Source organism: Herbaspirillum rhizosphaerae (assembly GCF_046025915.1).
Lineage (GTDB): Bacteria > Pseudomonadota > Gammaproteobacteria > Burkholderiales > Burkholderiaceae_D > Herbaspirillum > Herbaspirillum rhizosphaerae_A.
In genome coordinates this window covers 283,591-302,182 of sequence record NZ_JAQQFR010000003.1, presented here as the reverse complement: position 1 = coordinate 302,182, position 18,592 = coordinate 283,591, and the positions used below count along the sequence as shown (strand labels likewise).

General features: G+C 57.4%; 15 protein-coding genes. 12 read left to right on the top strand and 3 right to left on the bottom strand.

Going from position 1 to position 18,592, the window contains the following annotated elements; genetic code table 11:
* Positions 1–13 precede the first annotated feature (13 nt).
* The 4 genes from PQR63_RS06290 to PQR63_RS06275 all read left to right on the top strand — a co-directional run bounded on the left by PQR63_RS06290 (position 14) and on the right by PQR63_RS06275 (position 5,496).
* Complete coding sequence (locus PQR63_RS06290; RefSeq protein ID WP_408166569.1) at positions 14–1,321, top strand: D-amino acid dehydrogenase; 1,308 nt, start codon at positions 14–16, stop codon at positions 1,319–1,321.
* A 298-nt stretch (positions 1,322–1,619) separates the two neighbouring features.
* Complete coding sequence (lpxO, locus tag PQR63_RS06285) at positions 1,620–2,522, top strand: lipid A hydroxylase LpxO (protein WP_408166567.1); 903 nt, start codon at positions 1,620–1,622, stop codon at positions 2,520–2,522.
* 622 nt (positions 2,523–3,144) lie between these two features.
* A complete protein-coding gene (locus PQR63_RS06280; protein WP_408166565.1) occupies positions 3,145–4,185 on the top strand; it encodes a GGDEF domain-containing protein in 1,041 nt (346 codons plus the stop codon).
* Positions 4,186–4,425: 240 nt separating this feature from the next.
* On the top strand, positions 4,426–5,496 hold the full coding sequence (locus PQR63_RS06275; RefSeq protein ID WP_408166563.1) for an asparaginase: 1,071 nt from the start codon (positions 4,426–4,428) through the stop codon (positions 5,494–5,496).
* A 134-nt stretch (positions 5,497–5,630) separates the two neighbouring features.
* Here the strand turns inward: PQR63_RS06275 and PQR63_RS06270 are convergent, their stop codons facing one another.
* The gene (locus tag PQR63_RS06270; RefSeq protein WP_094566425.1) at positions 5,631–6,272 is read right to left on the bottom strand and encodes a DedA family protein; all 642 of its coding nucleotides are present in this window, start codon (positions 6,270–6,272) and stop codon (positions 5,631–5,633) included.
* Positions 6,273–6,395: 123 nt separating this feature from the next.
* Positions 6,396–7,595, bottom strand: coding sequence for a serine hydrolase domain-containing protein (locus PQR63_RS06265; RefSeq protein ID WP_408166562.1), 1,200 nt, complete (start codon positions 7,593–7,595; stop codon positions 6,396–6,398).
* Between the two features lie 337 nt (positions 7,596–7,932).
* Between PQR63_RS06265 and PQR63_RS06260 the strand changes: the two genes are divergently transcribed.
* Positions 7,933–8,199, top strand: coding sequence for a hypothetical protein (locus tag PQR63_RS06260; RefSeq protein ID WP_408166560.1), 267 nt, complete (start codon positions 7,933–7,935; stop codon positions 8,197–8,199).
* Here PQR63_RS06260 and PQR63_RS06255 read toward each other — a convergent pair.
* On the bottom strand, positions 8,150–8,857 hold the full coding sequence (locus tag PQR63_RS06255; protein ID WP_408166558.1) for a GntR family transcriptional regulator: 708 nt from the start codon (positions 8,855–8,857) through the stop codon (positions 8,150–8,152). The genes PQR63_RS06260 and PQR63_RS06255 overlap by 50 nt on opposite strands.
* A gap of 486 nt (positions 8,858–9,343) precedes the next feature.
* Here PQR63_RS06255 and PQR63_RS06250 point away from each other — a divergent pair, with 486 nt between their 5' ends.
* The 7 genes from PQR63_RS06250 (at position 9,344) to PQR63_RS06220 (ending at position 18,586) form a co-directional block, all read left to right on the top strand.
* Positions 9,344–10,618 carry an ABC transporter substrate-binding protein gene (locus PQR63_RS06250; protein ID WP_408166556.1) on the top strand — a complete coding sequence of 425 codons (1,275 nt, stop codon included), beginning with the start codon at positions 9,344–9,346 and terminating at the stop codon, positions 10,616–10,618.
* A gap of 155 nt (positions 10,619–10,773) precedes the next feature.
* Positions 10,774–11,649, top strand: coding sequence for a branched-chain amino acid ABC transporter permease (locus tag PQR63_RS06245; RefSeq protein ID WP_408166554.1), 876 nt, complete (start codon positions 10,774–10,776; stop codon positions 11,647–11,649).
* Between the two features lie 8 nt (positions 11,650–11,657).
* A complete protein-coding gene (locus tag PQR63_RS06240; protein ID WP_408166552.1) occupies positions 11,658–14,180 on the top strand; it encodes a branched-chain amino acid ABC transporter ATP-binding protein/permease in 2,523 nt (840 codons plus the stop codon).
* A gap of 36 nt (positions 14,181–14,216) precedes the next feature.
* The gene (locus PQR63_RS06235; RefSeq protein ID WP_408166550.1) at positions 14,217–14,999 is read left to right on the top strand and encodes an SDR family oxidoreductase; all 783 of its coding nucleotides are present in this window, start codon (positions 14,217–14,219) and stop codon (positions 14,997–14,999) included.
* A gap of 21 nt (positions 15,000–15,020) precedes the next feature.
* Positions 15,021–15,953 (top strand): 3-hydroxyacyl-CoA dehydrogenase, encoded by a 933-nt coding sequence (locus PQR63_RS06230; protein WP_408166548.1) that lies wholly within the window; start codon positions 15,021–15,023, stop codon positions 15,951–15,953.
* A gap of 508 nt (positions 15,954–16,461) precedes the next feature.
* A complete protein-coding gene (gene kce / locus PQR63_RS06225; RefSeq protein ID WP_408166546.1) occupies positions 16,462–17,394 on the top strand; it encodes a 3,5-dioxohexanoate:acetyl-CoA acetone transferase in 933 nt (310 codons plus the stop codon).
* 430 nt (positions 17,395–17,824) lie between these two features.
* Positions 17,825–18,586 (top strand): gluconate 2-dehydrogenase subunit 3 family protein, encoded by a 762-nt coding sequence (locus PQR63_RS06220; RefSeq protein ID WP_408166544.1) that lies wholly within the window; start codon positions 17,825–17,827, stop codon positions 18,584–18,586.
* The last annotated feature ends 6 nt before the right edge of the window (positions 18,587–18,592 follow it).

The window sequence follows — 18,592 nt, the reverse complement described above, 5'->3', positions numbered from 1 at the left end:
CAAGGAGAATGTGATGAAAGTCATCGTATTGGGAGCAGGCATCATCGGTACCGCGTCCGCGTGGTTTTTGAAGCGTGAAGGTTACGACGTTACCGTCATCGATCGCCAAGCCGGCGCAGCGCAAGAAACAAGTTTCGCCAATGGCTGCCAGATCTCCGTATCGCACGCCGAGCCATGGGCCAATCCCTCCGCTCCGCTCAAAGTCCTGAAATGGCTGGGCAAGGAAGACGCTCCGCTGCTGTATCGCTTCCGTCCTGAATGGCTGCAATGGAAATGGGCCATCAACTTCCTGCGCGAATGTACGCCTGCGCGCACCGACGCCAACATCCGCCAGATCGTCGCGCTGTGCGAATACAGCCGCCAGACACTGGTGGCCCTGCGCGCCGAAACCAATATCCAGTACGACCACCTGACCCGCGGCATTCTGCATTTCTATACCGACGCCAAAGAATTTGAGCTGTCGCTGCCTGCGGCCAAGCTGATGCGTGACCTCGGTTGCCAACGCGATTCGATCAGCGCTGAAGAAGTCGTCAAGATCGAACCGGCACTGGCCAGCATCCGCGACAAAATCGTCGGCGGCGACTTTACCGCCAGCGACGAATCGGGCGACGTCTACAAGCTGACCACCGGTCTGGCGCAAAAGGCCGAAGACGCCGGCGTCGACTTCCAGTTCAACACCACCATCACCCGCCTGCTGACCGAAGGCACCGGCGCTTCCGCCAAGATCACCGGCGTGGAAGTCATCGACGGTGCTGGCCGCCACAAGATCCTGCGCGCCGACAAGTTCGTCGTCGCCATGGGCAGCTTCTCGGAGCCGCTGCTGCGTCCACTGGGCATCAATCTGCTGCTGTACCCGGGCAAGGGCTATTCGGCCACTTACAAGGTCACCAATCCGGATGCAGCGCCAACGGTTTCGCTGACCGACGACGGCTACAAGCTGGTCGTCTCGCGCCTGGGCGACCGCCTGCGCGTGGCCGGCACCTGCGAGCTGAACGGCTACACCCGTGAACTGAACAACACCCGCTGCGACGCCATCACCCGCCGCACACGCGAATTGTTCCCTGACGGTTGCGACTACGACAATCCGGTGTACTGGACTGGTCTGCGTCCGCTGACGCCGTCCAACATCCCTTACGTCGGCAAGACCAAGTTCAGCAACCTGTTCCTCAACACCGGCCACGGCACATTGGGCTGGACCATGGGCGCAGGTTCGGGGCGTGCAATTGCTGAAATCATTGCCGGTCGTCAACCTGAGATCGACTTCGGCTTTACCGGCATGCCGCGCATCGCGCCAGGCAAGCTGGCTGCGCAGCCGGCGTAAGCACCCACAACGCTTAACAACGTTTGCCCTTCTTATAGACCGGGTTCCGCCCCTCCCCCCCATTCGGGGCTCGGTCTATATTTTTACAATTCTTCACTGATCCACCGCAAAGCTGCCCAAATCGGCTTGGTGTAGAATCAGCCCCATCCATCGCGGCAAAACTGCCGGATTTCCAGAATATTCAGCTAATAGTATTCAGCTACTGGCGCATTGATATCGCTGATATCGCGCCTACCGCGCTTATCTATACAAGATGGCAAGCCTTTATCAGGCCGGTCATCCTCATGAGGACATTGCAATGAAGTGGGTTGTTGTCGGTATTTATCTGTTTTCCATCTTTTTCATTCATTTTCGCGGAAAGGTGAGACTGCCGTTTTTCCGGCAATTCTTCGACCATTCCTCGATCATGGCGCCCATCAATCTGTTCATGTACGCCTTCTCGCGCGTGCCGGCAGTGCCGTATCCCCCGGCGACCAAGGATTTCCAGAACCTGCATTTGCTGGACGAGAACTGGGAAACTATCAAGGCCGAGGCCGTCAACCTGCAGAACATTTCCAAGATCAAGGCTGCGGAAAAGAATGACGACGCCGGCTTCAATTCCTTCTTCAAAGCCGGCTGGAAGCGTTTCTATCTGAAGTGGTATGACGCCAGCCATCCATCGGCCGAACAGTTCTGCCCCAAGACCGTCGAGATCCTGCGCCAGATTCCTTGCGTCAAGGCCGCGATGTTCGCCGAACTGGCACCGGGCGGCACGCTTAACCCGCACCGTGATCCTTATGCCGGTTCGCTACGCTATCACCTGGGGCTGGTGACACCGAACGATGATCGTTGCTTCATTGAAGTCGACGGCCAGCGTTACAGCTGGCGCGACGGCAAAAGCGTGGTATTCGACGAAACCTTCATCCACTGGGCGCAAAACGGTGCCGACACGAACCGCATCATCCTGTTCTGCGATGTCGAACGTCCTTTGCGTTACGGCTGGGCACAAGCCATCAACAAATGGCTCGGCAAGACCATGATGACCGCCGCCAGCTCGCCGAACGAAACCGGTGACCAGACCGGCCGCATCAACAAGCTGTTTCGCTTTGTCTGGATCGCCGGCCAATATCGCCGCAAGTTCAAGAACTGGAATCGCAATGTATATCGGGCGACCAAGTTCGGCCTGATCATCGCCGTGGCGCTCGCCATCATTTATCTGTAATTCTCTGCCGCTTCCGGCGCGTCGTGCATATCGCGGCGCGCCATCCCTTCAGCAATAACTCTCCCCTCCCGGCGTTCAAAAGCGAGTCCCTCTGCGAGGCAGCTTGCACTCGCAAGGTACTTACGCATCCGCACGTTGAAATACGATACGTTCTGTCTCCCCTTCTCTAATAATATAAATAATAAATTGCTGCGTTGCCCTATCGCGCAGAGAGGCGCTCTCCGGCATTGTTGCGATCAAAGTGAAGAGACGATATTGCGCAGCGATGCACTCTATTTTTCCATATGGAAATACTAAATTCATCGACAGAATTTCACATCGGCAGAGCATGAGGCGAGACGGTGAGTGCCAATATAGTGCGGGCAATGCGAGCGATCACGGCATAAAATTTCCACTCGGAAATGAAAGAAAATTATTCGCTTTGATTTTGCGTTAACTCAATAGCTGTTACGCCAAGCTGCGTGTAAAATCCCGTGGTTCCCGGCTTGATTCATGGCTTGATTCTTGCGTAATGTCCTTATGCATTCTATGAATGGTAGAGCCAATGAGAACGCGTTGAACGTGTTCCAAAGAGTACCCACTAGACATAGAATAATGTGCTCACGCAGGAGTCGACATCCGGATGATGAAACTGCTTCTAAAGAACCTCACTGATATCACGGCACAACGTGAGAACACGCGTCTTGCCGGCTCCGTCGTCACCGCGCTGTATCAGCTGACCAAGGTCCACCAGATTCGCGTGCACGATATTTTCTCCCTGCGCGAAGAGCTCTTCGTCCAGGAAAAAATGTTCCTCGACGAAGGCCGTCTGAGCACCATCGCCGAACACACCGACGACGACCCCAAAGAACCGCTGAGCAACTTCCCCGCCATCGCGGAGTGCATGCGCCAGCACAAGAACGAACACTATGTCATCGACAGTGACGGCACGCACGTGCTGTGGCTGCCGGTGTGGTTGCACGGCAAGGTCAATACCTGCATTGAGATCCGTCATCCGCATGCCTACGATGTTGCGATGCGTGAATTGATTGACGGTGTCTTTGCCATTTACTGCAACTATCAGAGCTTGCTCGACTACAGCGAGCGCGATGCGCTGACCGGCCTGTTCAACCGCAAGACCTTCGACGAACAATTCTCGCGTCATGCCTTCGCCATTGCGCCGCATGAGGCGCATTCGGTCGACAACAATGAACGTCGCCATTCCGGCAACGCCAAATCGCATTGGCTGGCCGTCGTCGATATCGACCACTTCAAGCAGGTCAACGATCAGTACGGCCACCTCTACGGTGACGAAGTGTTGATCCTCGTCGCCAATATCCTGCGCAGCTCGTTCCGCTCGCATGACCGTATCTTCCGTTTCGGCGGCGAAGAATTCGTCATACTGCTGCGCTCGACCACGCTGGACGATGCGCGCAAGATCTTCGATCGCTTCCGTCAGCATGTTCAGGATTATGACTTCCCGCAGGTCGGCAATGTCACCGTCAGCCTCGGCTTTGTCAGCATTTCGCACGAAACGCCGGTGGTGATTCTCGGCCATGCCGATCAGGCTCTGTACCATGCCAAGAAAAACGGCCGCAACCGAATCTGCTATTACGATGAACTGGTAACCTCCGGCGTGCTCAGCCCGGAAATTTCCACGAATGACATCGTCGAATTTTTCTAATTCCCCAGCCTGTTTTTTGATTTTTAAAAGACCGCCGCCAGGTCATGCATCTGTTGCATAACCTGCGCAAAACCATGCTGTAAAAGCATGGGACATCCCCTGCGCAGTTCCGTAAGATTCTTTCGTGCCATAACCACAACGCAAAACGATTGGCACGCAAGTCGCCGTCGCGCGCACTATCCGGCACGACGGTGGGACCATCTAATATCTAATGATCTTACGATTGCTCAGGAGACCTTCATGCAACACCAGAAGCTGAAACAACTTGGTGGCGTCCTGCTACTGTCCGCCGCCATGTCGCTGTCCGCACAGGCACAAGAAAAGAAAGCCAACGTCGTCGTCATCGGCACAGGCGGCACCATTGCCGGCGCAGGCGCGTCCAGCGTCAATACTGCAGCCTATCAATCGGCAGTCGTGCCGGTCGACAAGATCATTGCCGCCGTTCCTGAAATTTCGAAGATCGCCAACGTACGCGGCGAACAAATCTTCCAGATCGGCAGCGAAAGCTTCAACGACGAGCGCCTGCTCAAACTGGGCAAGCGCGTCTCCGAACTGCTCAAGCAAAGTGACGTCGACGGCATCGTGATCACCCACGGCACCGATACGATCGAAGAAACCGCTTACTTCCTCAATCTGACGCTGAAGAGCGACAAGCCTGTCGTGGTGGTCGGTTCCATGCGCCCGGGTACTGCGTTGGGTGCAGACGGCGCACTGAACCTGTATGACGCCGTGCTGGTTGCATCCAGCAAGGACGCAGCAGGCAAAGGTACGCTGGTCGTCATGAACGACGAAATCCATTCCGGCCGCGACGTCACCAAGAGCAACTCCTTCAAGGTTGAAACCTTCCGCTCGGCATACGGCCCGCTGGGTTATGTGGTCGAAGGCAAGCTGATGTTCTACCGTTTGCCGGCACGTCCGCACACCACGCAAACCGAGTTCGATATCGACAAGATCAACAGCCTGCCGCGCGTGGATATCGTCTACAACTACGGCAACGTCAGCCGCGCAGCGTATGACGCCTTCGTCACCGCCGGCGCCAAGGCCATCATCCACGACGGCACCGGCAACGGCAGCGTCGCAGAACAGATTGTGCCTGTCCTGCAGGAAGTACGCGCCAAAGGCCTGCAAGTGGTCCGAGCAACACGTACCGGCAGCGGCGTCGTGATCCGTAACGGCGAACAGAACGACGACAAGTTTGACTGGGTTGTCACTGACGATCAGAACGCACAGAAGGCCCGTATCCTGACTGCGCTGGCACTGACCAAGACCAACGACAGCAAGGAACTGCAAAAGATCTTGTGGAAGTATTGATAGCGGATCGTCGTACCAAATTTACTGTGTGACCTTTGGAGGTAATCTCTGTAGTTCATTTCTGCAGCAGTAAATAAAAAGCCGTTCAGTGCAAACTGAACGGCTTTTTTCTTTGTGCGGCTGAACCCGGATCGCTATCTCGACTTCATGCGCTGGCGCAGATAACCGATCACACCCGGCAAAATCGACAGCACCACGATCGCCAGAATCAGCAGGCTAAGATTCTGCTTCACCACCGGCAGATTGCCGAAGAAATAACCCGCATACGAAAAACTCGCCACCCACAAAATCCCGCCGATCACATTGTAGGTGAAGAAGCGTGGATACGTCATCGCGCCGACGCCGGCCACGAACGGCGCAAACGTGCGCACGATAGGCGCGAAACGGGCAATGATGACGGTCTTGCCGCCATGGCGCTCATAGAAGGCATGGGTTTTATCCAGATACTCGCGCTTGAATATCCTTGAGTTGGGGTTGTCGAACACCTTCAGGCCGATAGCCTTGCCGATCTGATAATTCACGCTATCGCCGAGGATAGCGGCAACAATCAGCGTCAGCACCATCAGATGAATATCGAAGGCGCCGGTGGCGGCAATCGCACCGGTGACGAACAATAATGAATCTCCCGGCAGGATAGGCGTAACCACCAGACCGGTTTCGGCAAAGATGATCAGGAACAGAATGAGAAACAGCCATGGACCGTAGGAAGCAGCCAGCTCGGTCAGATGGCGATCAATGTGAACAATGAAGTCAATCAGAAACAGGAAAAAATCCATGAAGCCCGCCAGAAAGAGGAACAAGGGAAAACGCGCATTGTACCAATAGACGCTTTCCCTTCCTTCAATCCGGCAGTGAAGATATCTTCAAGGACGAATCCTCTATCGTTTCATCACTGCGCATCACGGCGAAAATTGTTTATACAATTTACCGGCGATATCAAACAAGGCGTCGTTGGCTTTGGCGCTGGAGATGTTGGTGACCACTACCATGGCAAAGTCTTTTTCGGGGCTGAACCAGATATGCGCCAGATTTTTCTGGTTGGAGCCACCGTGGAAAACCAGCGGCTGCGGCGACCAGTCGGTCGTCGCAATCACCCAGCCCAGCGCGTACTTGCCGCTGGACGGTGTTCCTGGCGCTGGATTTCTTGCCGAGGGCATATCCACTACCGCCGTATGCAGGAGCTTAAGCGTTTCGGGTTTCAACAAGGCGGGCGCATGCTTTCCTTGGCCGGCATTCCAACCTGCCCAACGCGCGAAGTCCAGTACCGACATATGGGCCATACCAGCTGGGCCAATGATTTGCGGATTGTCGTCACCCGGCCCGGCCATGAAAGCCTTGATATTGCCGTCATCGAGAATGCCATGACCCAGTGCCGCGTCGATGCGGCCCGGACTAGCCTGCGAACCAAGACCGGCGGTCTTCAGTTCCAGCGGATCAAAGATCCACTCGCGGATCAGTTCGTCCCAACTCTTTTTGGCGACGCGTTCGATCATCGCGCCTGCCATCGTATAGCCCATGTTGGAATAGGCGAAGCGTTGTCCCGGCGCAGCCTGCAAGGGCTTGGTCATCCATTGTTGCAACAGCCAGTAACGCAAGTCGTCGAGATTGCCCTCTTCAAACGTGGACTTGGCCAGCAACTCGATGAACTCGGCGTTGTCGGCGGGAATGCCGGAAGTATGTGACAGCAGTTGACTGATGGTGATGCTACGGAAACCGGAATCCATATTCAGCGCCAGCTCGGGAAAGACCTCGCCGATGGTCGTCGTCCATTGCATCTGGCCACGGTCTACCAACATCGCTGCTAACGTCGCCGTAAATGCCTTGGTATCGGAACCGATATGAAAACGGTCATTCACCGTCACCGGGATACCGGAACCGAACTTGCGCTCGCCCACTGCACCGACGCTGATGACTTTGCCGTCTTTGACCACGGCAGCCGCCACTGCGGGCAAACGATACTGCTCCAGATAGGGTTTCAGCATCTCGTCCAGCGACGTTTGTGTCTGTGCCTGGGACAGAGAAGGCGTTGCAAGAACGAAAGACAAAAGAGCCGCGCGACCAATGAGCTTGCGCAGCCCGCCGTTGTTGAATAAAGACATGAAGCTCCCTGAATTATGTAGAACTATTTTTACCGAGAGAGTACACGATCCGGCGCATCGATGTCTTGGCTGAACGCCACACCTGAACAGTCTGTCAGCACCTCATTACAGGCGACTACACAAACTTACGCTTCTTTACCGGCCCTGCCTATCAACCTCCGCCACACCCGGTCGATATAGCACTTGTCTGCATACAGGGAGATACGTCATGAGCGAATTCGATCTGATCGTCTATGGCGGCTTTGGCGTCGTGAGCATTGTAAGCATCGTGCTGGCGGCATTGGCGACGGTGCCTGTGACCGTCATGTGGGGATAAAGGGGAGTATCGGAGATGAACATGCGACTCAAAATGATCGTGGGGCTGAGCGCCGCATTCTTGTTTTTATTGATGGCGTTCGCCACGCATTACAAGATCCGTCTGGAACAACTGGAGCAAAGCACCGGCATCCTGGAACTACTGGCCGCAGCTATTCCATTGTTGAGCCTCGTGCTGGCGAGCTGCTTCAATCGCACGCCTGCACAGCAAGCCGGCAAACAACAGTCTACACATCTGGCTACACGTCAGGCAGGCCGTCGCCGGCAAGAATCATCTGCGCGGCGCTGAGCAGATCGCCCGACAAGCCGGCGCGCGCCTGCTCCGGCGATTTCTCTTGCAAGCCCTTGAGCAGCGCTGCGTGATGCACCAGCGCGGGTGCTTCCGACAGGCGGCGGGAACCGGCGCGCAGGTCGAGGTTGATCACCGGCCCGACCTGCAGCCACAGGCTTTCGATCAGACCGACCAGCGTTGCCATGCCTGATCCTTCGTAAGCGGCAAAGTGCAGTTGTTTGTTGAGGCGGATGATGAGGTCGACATTAGGCTTCTTTCGATGCATCTCAACGCATAGCGTGTCGTGCAGATCGGAGACTTGCTGCAAGCCTTCCGTTGTGATGTTCTGCGCCGCATGTTCGACCGCCAGGCCTTCCAGCGCCAGGCGAATCTTCAATAGCTCGCGGAATTTGTCCTTGGTCATCAGCGGTACGCGCACGGCACGATTGGGCAGAATTTCCAGCGCCCCTTCCGCCGCCAGCTGGCGAATCGCTTCACGCACCGGCATCGGGCTGGTGCCCAAGGCTTCCGACAGACTTTTCAGGGTCAGCTTTTGACCGGGGCGGACTTGCCCTGCCAGCAGCAGCTCGCGCAAATCGTCGTACACGCGCTGCGACAGCGTGGCGTGCGTGATTTTGCGTATCTGCGAAAGGTCCGCAAGTATCGTGTGTTCCATGTCCCCGGCTTCTCACTTGAAACCATTTCATCCGTGTCGATGAAATGCGTATGTTGTTCAACTTTGTTATGCAAAAGTGCCGCGGATTATAGCAGCCGCACTTCCCCATCTTATTTGCCGAATGCCCTGCCACACTGACTTTTGCGGCGTTTTCCGCGGCGAGCAACCGTCTGTTGCCGTGTGGCGGCATGGTGCCCGGCAACATGTATTCCTGCTGCATCGCCGGTTGACACACCCCAATTCTATCGAATACATTTGATCACATGTCAAATAAATGACATAAAAAAGAGGCTATTGCAAAAAGATAAAGGAGACGCCAAGGCCGGATCAGCGACTTGAATCCAGCTTCACCCCGCCTTTACCTCTTCTGCACGCAAGCACTCAATAAGAAAACAAGCCGCTTCATTCGCGCCATCTCATCTGGCGATGTGCGGCGGCTTCCATCGAGACACCCGGCTCGCGCCGGACCATTAGGAGGTTTGCACCATGGAGCAAGACGATAACAACGCTAGCAGCAAGATCCTGTCGCCTGGCCGTCGCACCATTCTGAAAGCAGGCGCGGCCGTTGCCACCACTTCGGCGCTGGGATTCCCGGCCATCGTCAAGGCGCAGTCGGACAAAATCATCATCGGCCACCTGACCCCGCGCACCGGCTTCCTCGGCCCCTTGGGCGAATATGCCGTCATGAGCATCACGCTGGCGGTGGAAGAGCAAAACAAGGCCGGCGGCCTGCTCGGTCGCCAGCTCACGCTGATCTCGGAAGATTCAGTCAATCCGCCAACAGCCTCTTCCAAGGCTCAACGCCTGCTGGAACGCGACGGCGCCGCAGTGCTGATCGGTGAAATTTCCTCCGCCTCGGCACTGGGCATCGCGCAAATAGCGCAGCGCAACAAGAAGCTCTTCATGAACACCGGCTGCAACTCCGACGAGCTGCGCGGCAAGAGCTGCAACAAATTCATGTTCCATATCGAGGCCGCCAACTCGACGTACGTCAAGGCCTGCGGACGCTCGCTGGTGCGCGACAATCTGATCAAGGGCAAGAAGCTGTATGCACTGTCCGCGGATTACGCCTTCGGCCACGACCTGCTGCGCGCCGCCAAATCCTTCGTCTCGGCCAACGGCGGCACGATCGCCAATGACGAGCTGGTGCCGACCGACGCGACCGACTTCAGCCCTTACCTGCTCAAGATCCGCCAGGCCAAACCGGACCTGGTCATCTCTAACCTCGCCGGTAACCAGATCACCAACTTCATCAAGCAATATTCGGAGTTCGGCCTGCCCTTCCCGATCGCCGGTTTCGGTTTCGACACCGCTGTTGCCTGGGGCGCGGGCGCAGACAGTTTCGCCGGCACCTGGCCGACTACCTGGCACCACGACGTCAACGCTCCGTCGGCAAAAGCATTCGTCGCCGCCTTCATCAAAAAATTCGGCAAACCGCCTGAGAATCAGGCATGGGGCGAATACGTCGCCTTCCGCTCCATCGTGCAAGCCGTCACTGAAACCAAGTCGCTGGACACTACAAAACTGATCGAGTACTTCGAAAAAGGCGCGCCCATCGATGCATTGAAAGCACGCAAAGGCACCTACCGCGCCTGGGATCACCAATTGCTGCAAGAGATGTACACGGTCACACCCAAGCCGAAAGCGCAGATCAAGGACAAGTGGGACTTCATGCTGCTGGGTGCATCAGTGCCGGGACCGAATGAGTCGCTGGAGGTACTCGCTCCGACGATGCAAGAGAACGCCTGCACCTTTACCTAAGCCGTCGCCTACTCTCCGTCGTTCCAGCGAACGCTGGGGTCTCGTGTAACGACACTGGATCCCAGCGTTCGCTGGGACGACGGTGATTGATGACGCTTTTCAGGTTTCTCTCAGCTTTCTCTCAGCTTTTTCTTGTCCTCCTCTCCGGAGCAGCAATGCAAATCGTTTTCCTGTTGGAACAAATCCTCAACGGCATCCTGGTAGGCGGTTACTACCTGCTGATTGCCTTGGGACTGTCGCTGATTTTCAGTCTCGGCGGCGTGGTCAATCTAGCCCATGGTGCCTTCTACGCCATCGGCGCTTATCTCGCGGTGGAGATCACCAAATACCTCGGCTTTGGAGGTGCATTAATTCTGTCACCCTTGCTGGTAGCGTTGATCGGCATTCTGTTTGAGCGTTTTTTGCTGCGCAGATTTTATTCAGCCGATCCGATTCTCGGCCTGTTGCTGACCTTCGGTCTGGCGATGGTGGCGGAACAAATCATCCGCATCTTCTGGGGCGCGTCGCCGCTGCCTGCCTCGATTCCGCCGGTCTTCAAAGGCCAGATCATGGTCGGCGATTTCATGTATTCCAAATACCGGCTGCTGATGCTGGTCGCCGTCATCGTCGCGCTGACGCTGATCTGGATACTGCTCAACAAGACTTCCTTCGGCCGCGTGGTGCGCGCCGGCGTGCAAAAGCCGGACATGGTCGCGGTGCTGGGCATCAAGCTGCAACCCTACATGACCGCCATCGTGATGCTCGGCGTCGGACTGGCGGCACTGGCAGGCGTGTTGTTTGCGCCGATCTCCGGCGTGCATCCGGCCATGGGCGCGGAAATCATGACCGCCGCTTTCGTCGTGGTGGTGATCGGCGGCCTCGGCAGCTTCTGGGGTGTCGTGCTGGCGGCGTTGCTGGTGGGTGTGGTGCGCGGCATCACCATTCAGTTCTATGCCCCCGCCGGTGAAGCATCGATGTATCTGCTGATGCTGCTGGTATTGATCTTCCGTCCGCGCGGCCTGCTTGGCGAACGCATCGAACGTTTTGAATGAGAGCGGACATGTATAACAAATATCAATCTTTATGGATCGGCGCACTGGCACTGATCATCGTCCCCATCCTGCTGCAACTGCTGGGCCTGACCACCAGTTCATCCACCGACGTCGTCATCTACGCCATCGCCGCCATGGGCCTGAATCTACTGGTCGGCTATACCGGCCTGACTTCGTTCGGCCATGGCGCGTGGTTCGGTGTCGGCGCCTATGCTGCGGCGCTGTCGCAGAAATACTGGTTCCCCGGCCAGATCGTGGCGCCAATGCTGTTCACCATCGTCTTCATTGCGGCGTCAGCAGCGATTGTCGGCTTCCTGATCCTGCGTCGGCGCGGCGTGTATTTCTCGTTGCTTACACTGGCCTTGTCAGCGCTGACGTTTGCCATTGCGTTCCGCTGGACAGATTTCACCGGCGGCGAATCGGGACTCGGCAATGTCGTGCGGCCGGTCGTGGCAGGTATCGATCTGGATCAATCAATTCCCTTCCTCGTCTTCGTCAGCGTGATTGCGCTGATCGTGCTGTTCGTCCTGCAGCGCGTGATCCGTTCGCCCTTCGGCCACACCATCGTAGCGATCCGCGAGAACGAACAGCGCGCCCGTTTCCAGGGTTACAGCACCATCGTCTACAAGCTGATCATGTTCATCGTGTCGGCCAGCGTGACCGGTCTGGCGGGTGCCTTGCTGGCTTTCCATCACCGCTTCGCCTCGGCTGAGCCAACGTCGGTCGCGTTCTCCGGCGAGCTGCTGGCGATGGTGGTGATCGGCGGCATGCGCAGTTTCCTCGGCCCGGCATTGGGCGCGCTGTTCTACATCCTGTTCCGCGAATGCCTGTCGATCTGGACCGAAAACTGGCTACTCTGGTTCGGTCTCGCCTTTGTCGGTTTCATTCTGTTCTCGCCGACCGGCCTGGTCGGCATCTGGCAACAAATCAAACGGCGTCTGCGTCCACCGGCTGAAGTCGGCGCTGCGATGAGCCAGCGCCAGATCGTTGACGGTTTGCCGCTGCCGGCCTTTCTGCAACCACCGCGCCAAGAGGGATTGGTATTGGAGGTGAAGGATATCGACATTCGTTTCGGCGGTATCCAGGCGGTCAAGAATGCGCAGGTCAATCTGCACGCCGGTGAGATCCATGCGCTGATCGGCCCCAATGGCGCGGGCAAGACGACGACCTTCAACCTGATCTCCGGCATGTTCATCCCGAATCACGGCACGGTGAAACTGAACGGTGAAGAAATCCAGGGACTGACGCCGGGCCAGATTTGTCAGCGCGGTCTGGCGCGTTCGTTCCAGATCACCAATCTGTTCAAGGGTCTGAGCATCTACGAAAACCTGCGGCTGTCGCTACAGGCGCGCCACGCCTCACGCTTCAACATGTGGAAAGACATCGACGCCTATCCCGAAATCCACGCTGAAACCGAAGAGCTGATGCGCTTCCTTGGTCTCAAGGGGATCGACGACATCGAAGGCGGCGCACTGTCCTATGGCGGCCAGCGTCTGGTCGATCTTGGCATTGCGCTTGGCTCCAAACCGCATGTGTTGCTGATGGACGAACCGCTGGCCGGTCTGGCCGCCGCCGAGCGCGAGCGTGTATCGCGGCTGGTGAAAATCATCGCCGACAATATCCCGGTGCTGATCGTCGAACACGACATCGATCGCGTACTCGGTTTCTCGCATCAGGTCACCGTGATGAATCAGGGCAGCGTGCTGATGTCGGGCACACCCGATGAAGCGCGCGCCGACCAGCGTGTGCAGGAGATCTATACCGGCACCGGTACGCCGCCTGTTACCGGCCGCATAGCCGGTGATGCGCAGGAGCGTCCACAGTTGCTGTCCTTCGACAAGGTCAATGCCTTCTACGGCAAGAGCCACATCCTCAACGACGCCACACTGGAAGTGCGCGAAGGTGAAATCGTGGCCCTGCTCGGCCGCAACGGCGCCGGCAAGTCGACCTTGCTGAAGGCGCTGACCGGTTTGCTGAAACCGGCATCGGGTGCGATCCGCTACAACGGCAAGGACATCGCCGGCCTGAGCGCACCCGACATCGCGCGTCTGGGCATTGGCTACGTGCCGCAAGGGCGCGGCCTGTTTGCCGGCATGACGGTGGCGGAAAATCTCTCTCTGGGACGTCTGGCGCGCAAGACCGACAGCAGCAACGGCATTGCCTGGAGCGAAGAAAAAATCCTGCACTACTTCCCGCGCCTGAAAGAACGCCTGCACACGCCGGCCGACTTCCTCTCCGGGGGCGAACAACAAATGGTCGCCGTGGCGCGTGCCCTGTCGGGCAACGTCAGGCTGCTGTTGCTGGACGAACCTTTCGAAGGTCTCGCACCAGCGGTCGTGCAGGAACTGTTCACGGTCTTCGATCAACTGCGCAAGGAAGTCTCCATCGTCATCGTCGAACACAACCTCGACCTGGTGCTGGCATTGGCCGACCGCGTGTTCGCACTGGAGCGCGGCGCGGTCTTCCACACCGGACCGGCCGAGCCGCTGCTGACCGATCTGACCTACCGCAAGCAAATTCTCTGGCTTTAACTTTTTACTTCTTACACAAGCAACAAGGACATTGACATGAACACCAGTTTGAAAGATCAACGCGTCGTCGTCACCGCAGGCGCACAAGGCATCGGCCTGGCCATCACCGCATCGTTCGTGGCGGCAGGCGCGCAGGTTCACATCTGCGACGTCAGCGACGACTTCCTCAACAACGCGCGCAAGCAGTTCACCGGCGCGCCGGTCAGCTTCAGCAAGACCGATGTCGCCAACGAAGCGCAGGTCGACGCCATGTTCGCTGAGCTGACGCAACGTTGGGGCGCACTTGATGTATTGGTCAACAACGCTGGCATCGCGGGGCCAACCGCGAAAGTCGAGGAGACAGAACTGTCGGCCTGGGACCAGACCATCGCCGTCAACCTGACCGGCCCCTTCCTCTGCACACGCCGTGCCGTGCCGCTGCTGAAAAAAGCCGGTGGCGGTTCCATCGTCAACATTTCGTCGGCAGCCGGCCGTCTCGGCTTTCCGCTGCGCACGCCCTACTCCGCTTCCAAGTTCGGCGTCATCGGCCTGACCGAAAGCTGGGCCATGGAACTCGGCCCTTCCAACATCCGCGTCAACGCCATCCTCCCCGGCATCGTCGCCGGTGAGCGCCAGGAGCGCGTGATCGCCGCCAAGGCAGCGTCCTATGGCATCGACCACGAAGCGATGCGCGAGCGCCTGCTGTCCAAGGTCTCGATGCGCAAGATGGTCACCGCACAAGACATCGCCAACCAGATCATCTACATCTGCTCGCCGGCCGGATCGGCCATCAGCGGGCAAAGTTTGTCGGTCTGCGGTAATGTCGAACATCTCGGCTAAAGACCAAACAAAGGAGACACCATGAATGAAAAAATCGCCGTGATCGGCGCCGGACTGATTGGCCGCGCCTGGGCCATCGTCTTCGCCCGCGCCGGCTGCAGCGTCGCCATCTACGACGCCGTCCCGGAAGCGCTCAACAATTGCCAGAAGCTCCTGCACGACAACATCAGCGACCTCGCCCGCCACGGCCTGATCACTGAAACACCCGACACAGTGCTGGCACGCATCACACCGGTAAGCACCTTGGCCGAAGCCCTCAAAGGCGCAGCGCTGGTACAAGAAAACGTCAAGGAAACCGTCGAAGTCAAACGCCAGATCTTCGCCGAGATGGACAAACTGGCCGCGCCCGACACCATCCTCACCAGCTCGACCTCATGGATCCCGACCTCCGAGTTCTCCGAAAACCTGCCCGGCCGCCATCGCATCCTGGTCGCCCATCCGGTGAACCCGCCCTACCTCGTCCCGCTGGTCGAACTCGCCCCAGCGCCGTGGACATCGGAAGAAACGGTGAAACGCGCGCATGACATCTACACCCGTGCCGGCCAGTCGCCAGTACTGCTGAAAAAGGAAATCACCGGCTTCCTGCTCAACCGCATCCAGGGTGCGGTGCTCAACGAAGCGCTGAATTTGTACGAAAACGGCTACGCCTCCGCCGAAGATTTGGACAAGGTATTAAAGGATGGTCTGGGTCTGCGCTGGTCTTTCATGGGCCCGTTCGAAACCATCGACCTCAATGCCCCTGAAGGCGTAATCGACTATGCGAAACGTTATGGCCACACCTACCGTGATGTCGCCAAGACACAGTTGCCGAATGAATGGAATGCAGAGACGCTGAAAGAGATTGAAGGAGAACGACGCGAGGTACTGCGTGCAGATCAGCTGGAAGAAAGATCGCGCTGGCGTGACAACCGCTTGATGGGATTGGTGGCGCACAAGAGGAAGCAACCGACCTAAGACAATGCAGGAGATAGTTTCGCCTGGTCACGCCGATGGATCCCAGCGTTCGTTGAGACGACAGACTAGTCAGCGACGAAAATCGTCTAACAGCGCGACGCCGAAGGCGAGCCACCCCAGGCAAAGCGAAGCGAGCCGGTCTCGAAGTCCGCTTGAGAGTAGCCGGTGACGGCAGGTGCAAATCGGAAAAAGAAGGGAAAAATGTCTGAGCGCAGCGAGTTGTTTTCCCTTCCCGATTTGTGCCTGACGGCGCCGGGAACCCCGAAGGGGCTACGACCCAGCGGCCGCCTTCTTTTGCTTACTTTTCTTGGCGGAGCAAGAAAAGTGAGCGGCTGCCGGGCCGCCCCCGGCAAAGGTTGATCGAAGAAAGAACAGAGTCAGTAATAACCAACTGCAAGCCGGAACAACGAACGCCACTGGGTCCTGACTTTCGTCAGGACGACATAGAAATAAAGAATTACAGAGATACAGACAAGCACCACAAACCAACAATCACCAGGAGAACCAAATGAGCAAACCCAAAAAAGTCATCATCACCTGCGCCGTCACCGGCGCCATCCACACCCCCTCCATGTCCCCCTACCTGCCCGTCACGCCGGACGAAATCCGCGACGCCGCACTAGGAGCAGCCGAAGCCGGCGCCGCCATCGTCCACCTGCACGCCCGCGACCCGCAAAACGGCAAGCCAACACAAGACCCGGCAGAATTCCGCAAATTCCTGCCGCAGATCAAAGCCAAATCCAACGTCGTCATCAACCTCACGACCGGCGGCGCCCCCACCATGGGCGTGGAAGAACGCCTGCAACCGGCACTGCAACTCAAGCCTGAAGTCGCCTCCCTCAACATGGGCTCGATGAACTTCGGCCTGTACGAAATGCTGCACCGTTTCAAAGACTTCAAATACGACTGGGAAAAGCCTTACCTCGCCGAATCCGACGACCGCATCTTCCGCAACACCTTCAAGGACATCGCCTACATCCTCGAATCGTGCAGCGCCAATCAGACCCGCTTCGAAATCGAATGCTATGACATCGGCCATCTCTACACCGCCGCCCACTTCATCGATCGCGGCCTGATCAAACCACCTTTCCTGATTCAGTCGGTGTTCGGCCTGCGTGGCGGCATCGGCAACGATGTGGAAGACGTGATGCACATGAAGCGCACTGCCGACCGCCTGTTCGGCGATGACTACTTCTGGTCGGTGCTGGGCGCCGGACGTGGACAAATCCCTATCGCGACGATGTCGGCTGCCATCGGCGGCCATACCCGCGTCGGCCTGGAAGATTCGCTGTGGGACGGACCGGGCAAGCTGGCGGAAAGCAACGCGGCCCAGGTCAAACGCATCCGCACCGTGATCGAAGCCCTGTCTCTTGAAGTGGCGACACCCGACGATGCCCGTGAAATGCTCAAGCTCAAGGGCGGCAATAACGTCGCGTTTTAATTGAGGTTTCACGTCCGCTTTTTTGCTGACGATCAAAACGTCCCAGATCATTTCGTCAGCGGCCTCCTACACGCCTTGTAGGAGCCATTTTCCTTTTTATCTCCCGCGGCGCTTCACGATTTTGTGAGCGCCGTTTTTTTTCATTTTCTTTCGCTGTCAGCTTTCGTTTTGATTAAAAGACGATGGTTTCAGATAGCCGTCATTTCGCTACACGTTCGGCGCCACACCGCCTGACAAGTTGTCAGGAATTAAAAACGAGTCAGCCCACCAAGCTCTTGCTTGCGGAACATCATCCGCATCTACCCTGTCGAACCTTCAGTAAAAAACATCACCTGTGTCGCCACGATCCTTCACCGGCAATCTCGGGCAACACAGGCGGACCCCAGGCAACATGGCGCCACGCCGTGTGCTAACCCAGCCCAGGTGAACAATGAAAAAAGAAAATCCGCCACCCAGCACTCCCGATGAAAAAGTAGCATCACGTCGTGGTTTCCTTTTCAAAACCATCGCCATCGTACCGGCGGCATCGGCACTGACCACCGCGAGTTTCGTTCCTGCTATCGGCCAGACACCCGCAGGCGCAGCGGCAGCATCCGGCGCGACCAATGCCAACTTTCAACCGCGTTTCTTCAACGCCGACGAATGGACGTTCATCAAGGCTGCCGTTGATCGCTTGATCCCCGCCGACAACGAAGGCCCCGGCGCACTGGAACTGAATGTGCCGGCCTTCATTGACGGTCAGATGGAGTCGGGTTTCGGCCATGCCTCCAACTGGTATATGCAAGGGCCATTCAAGGGCGATGCCTCACCACTATTCGGCTATCAGGCCAGCATGCCGCCGCGTGAGCTGTACCGCTCGGGCATTGCCGCTCTCACCGCTTACTGCCGTAAAAATTTCGCCGGCAAGACTTTCGATCAGCTTGCCCCTAACGATCAGGAGCAATTGTTCAAAGACATGGACGGCGGCAAGGTGCAGTTCGAGTCGGTGTCGGCGCAATGGTTTTTCACCTTCCTGCTGCAAAACACCAAAGAGGGCTATCTCTCCGACCCGATCCATGGCGGCAACAAGGACATGGCGGCCTGGAAGATGATCGGATTCCCCGGCGCACGCGCTGACTTTCTCGATTTTGTCGGACCGTCGGACAAGGTGTATCCCTACGGGCCAGTGAGCATCGGTGGCAAGCAAAGCTGACCAATC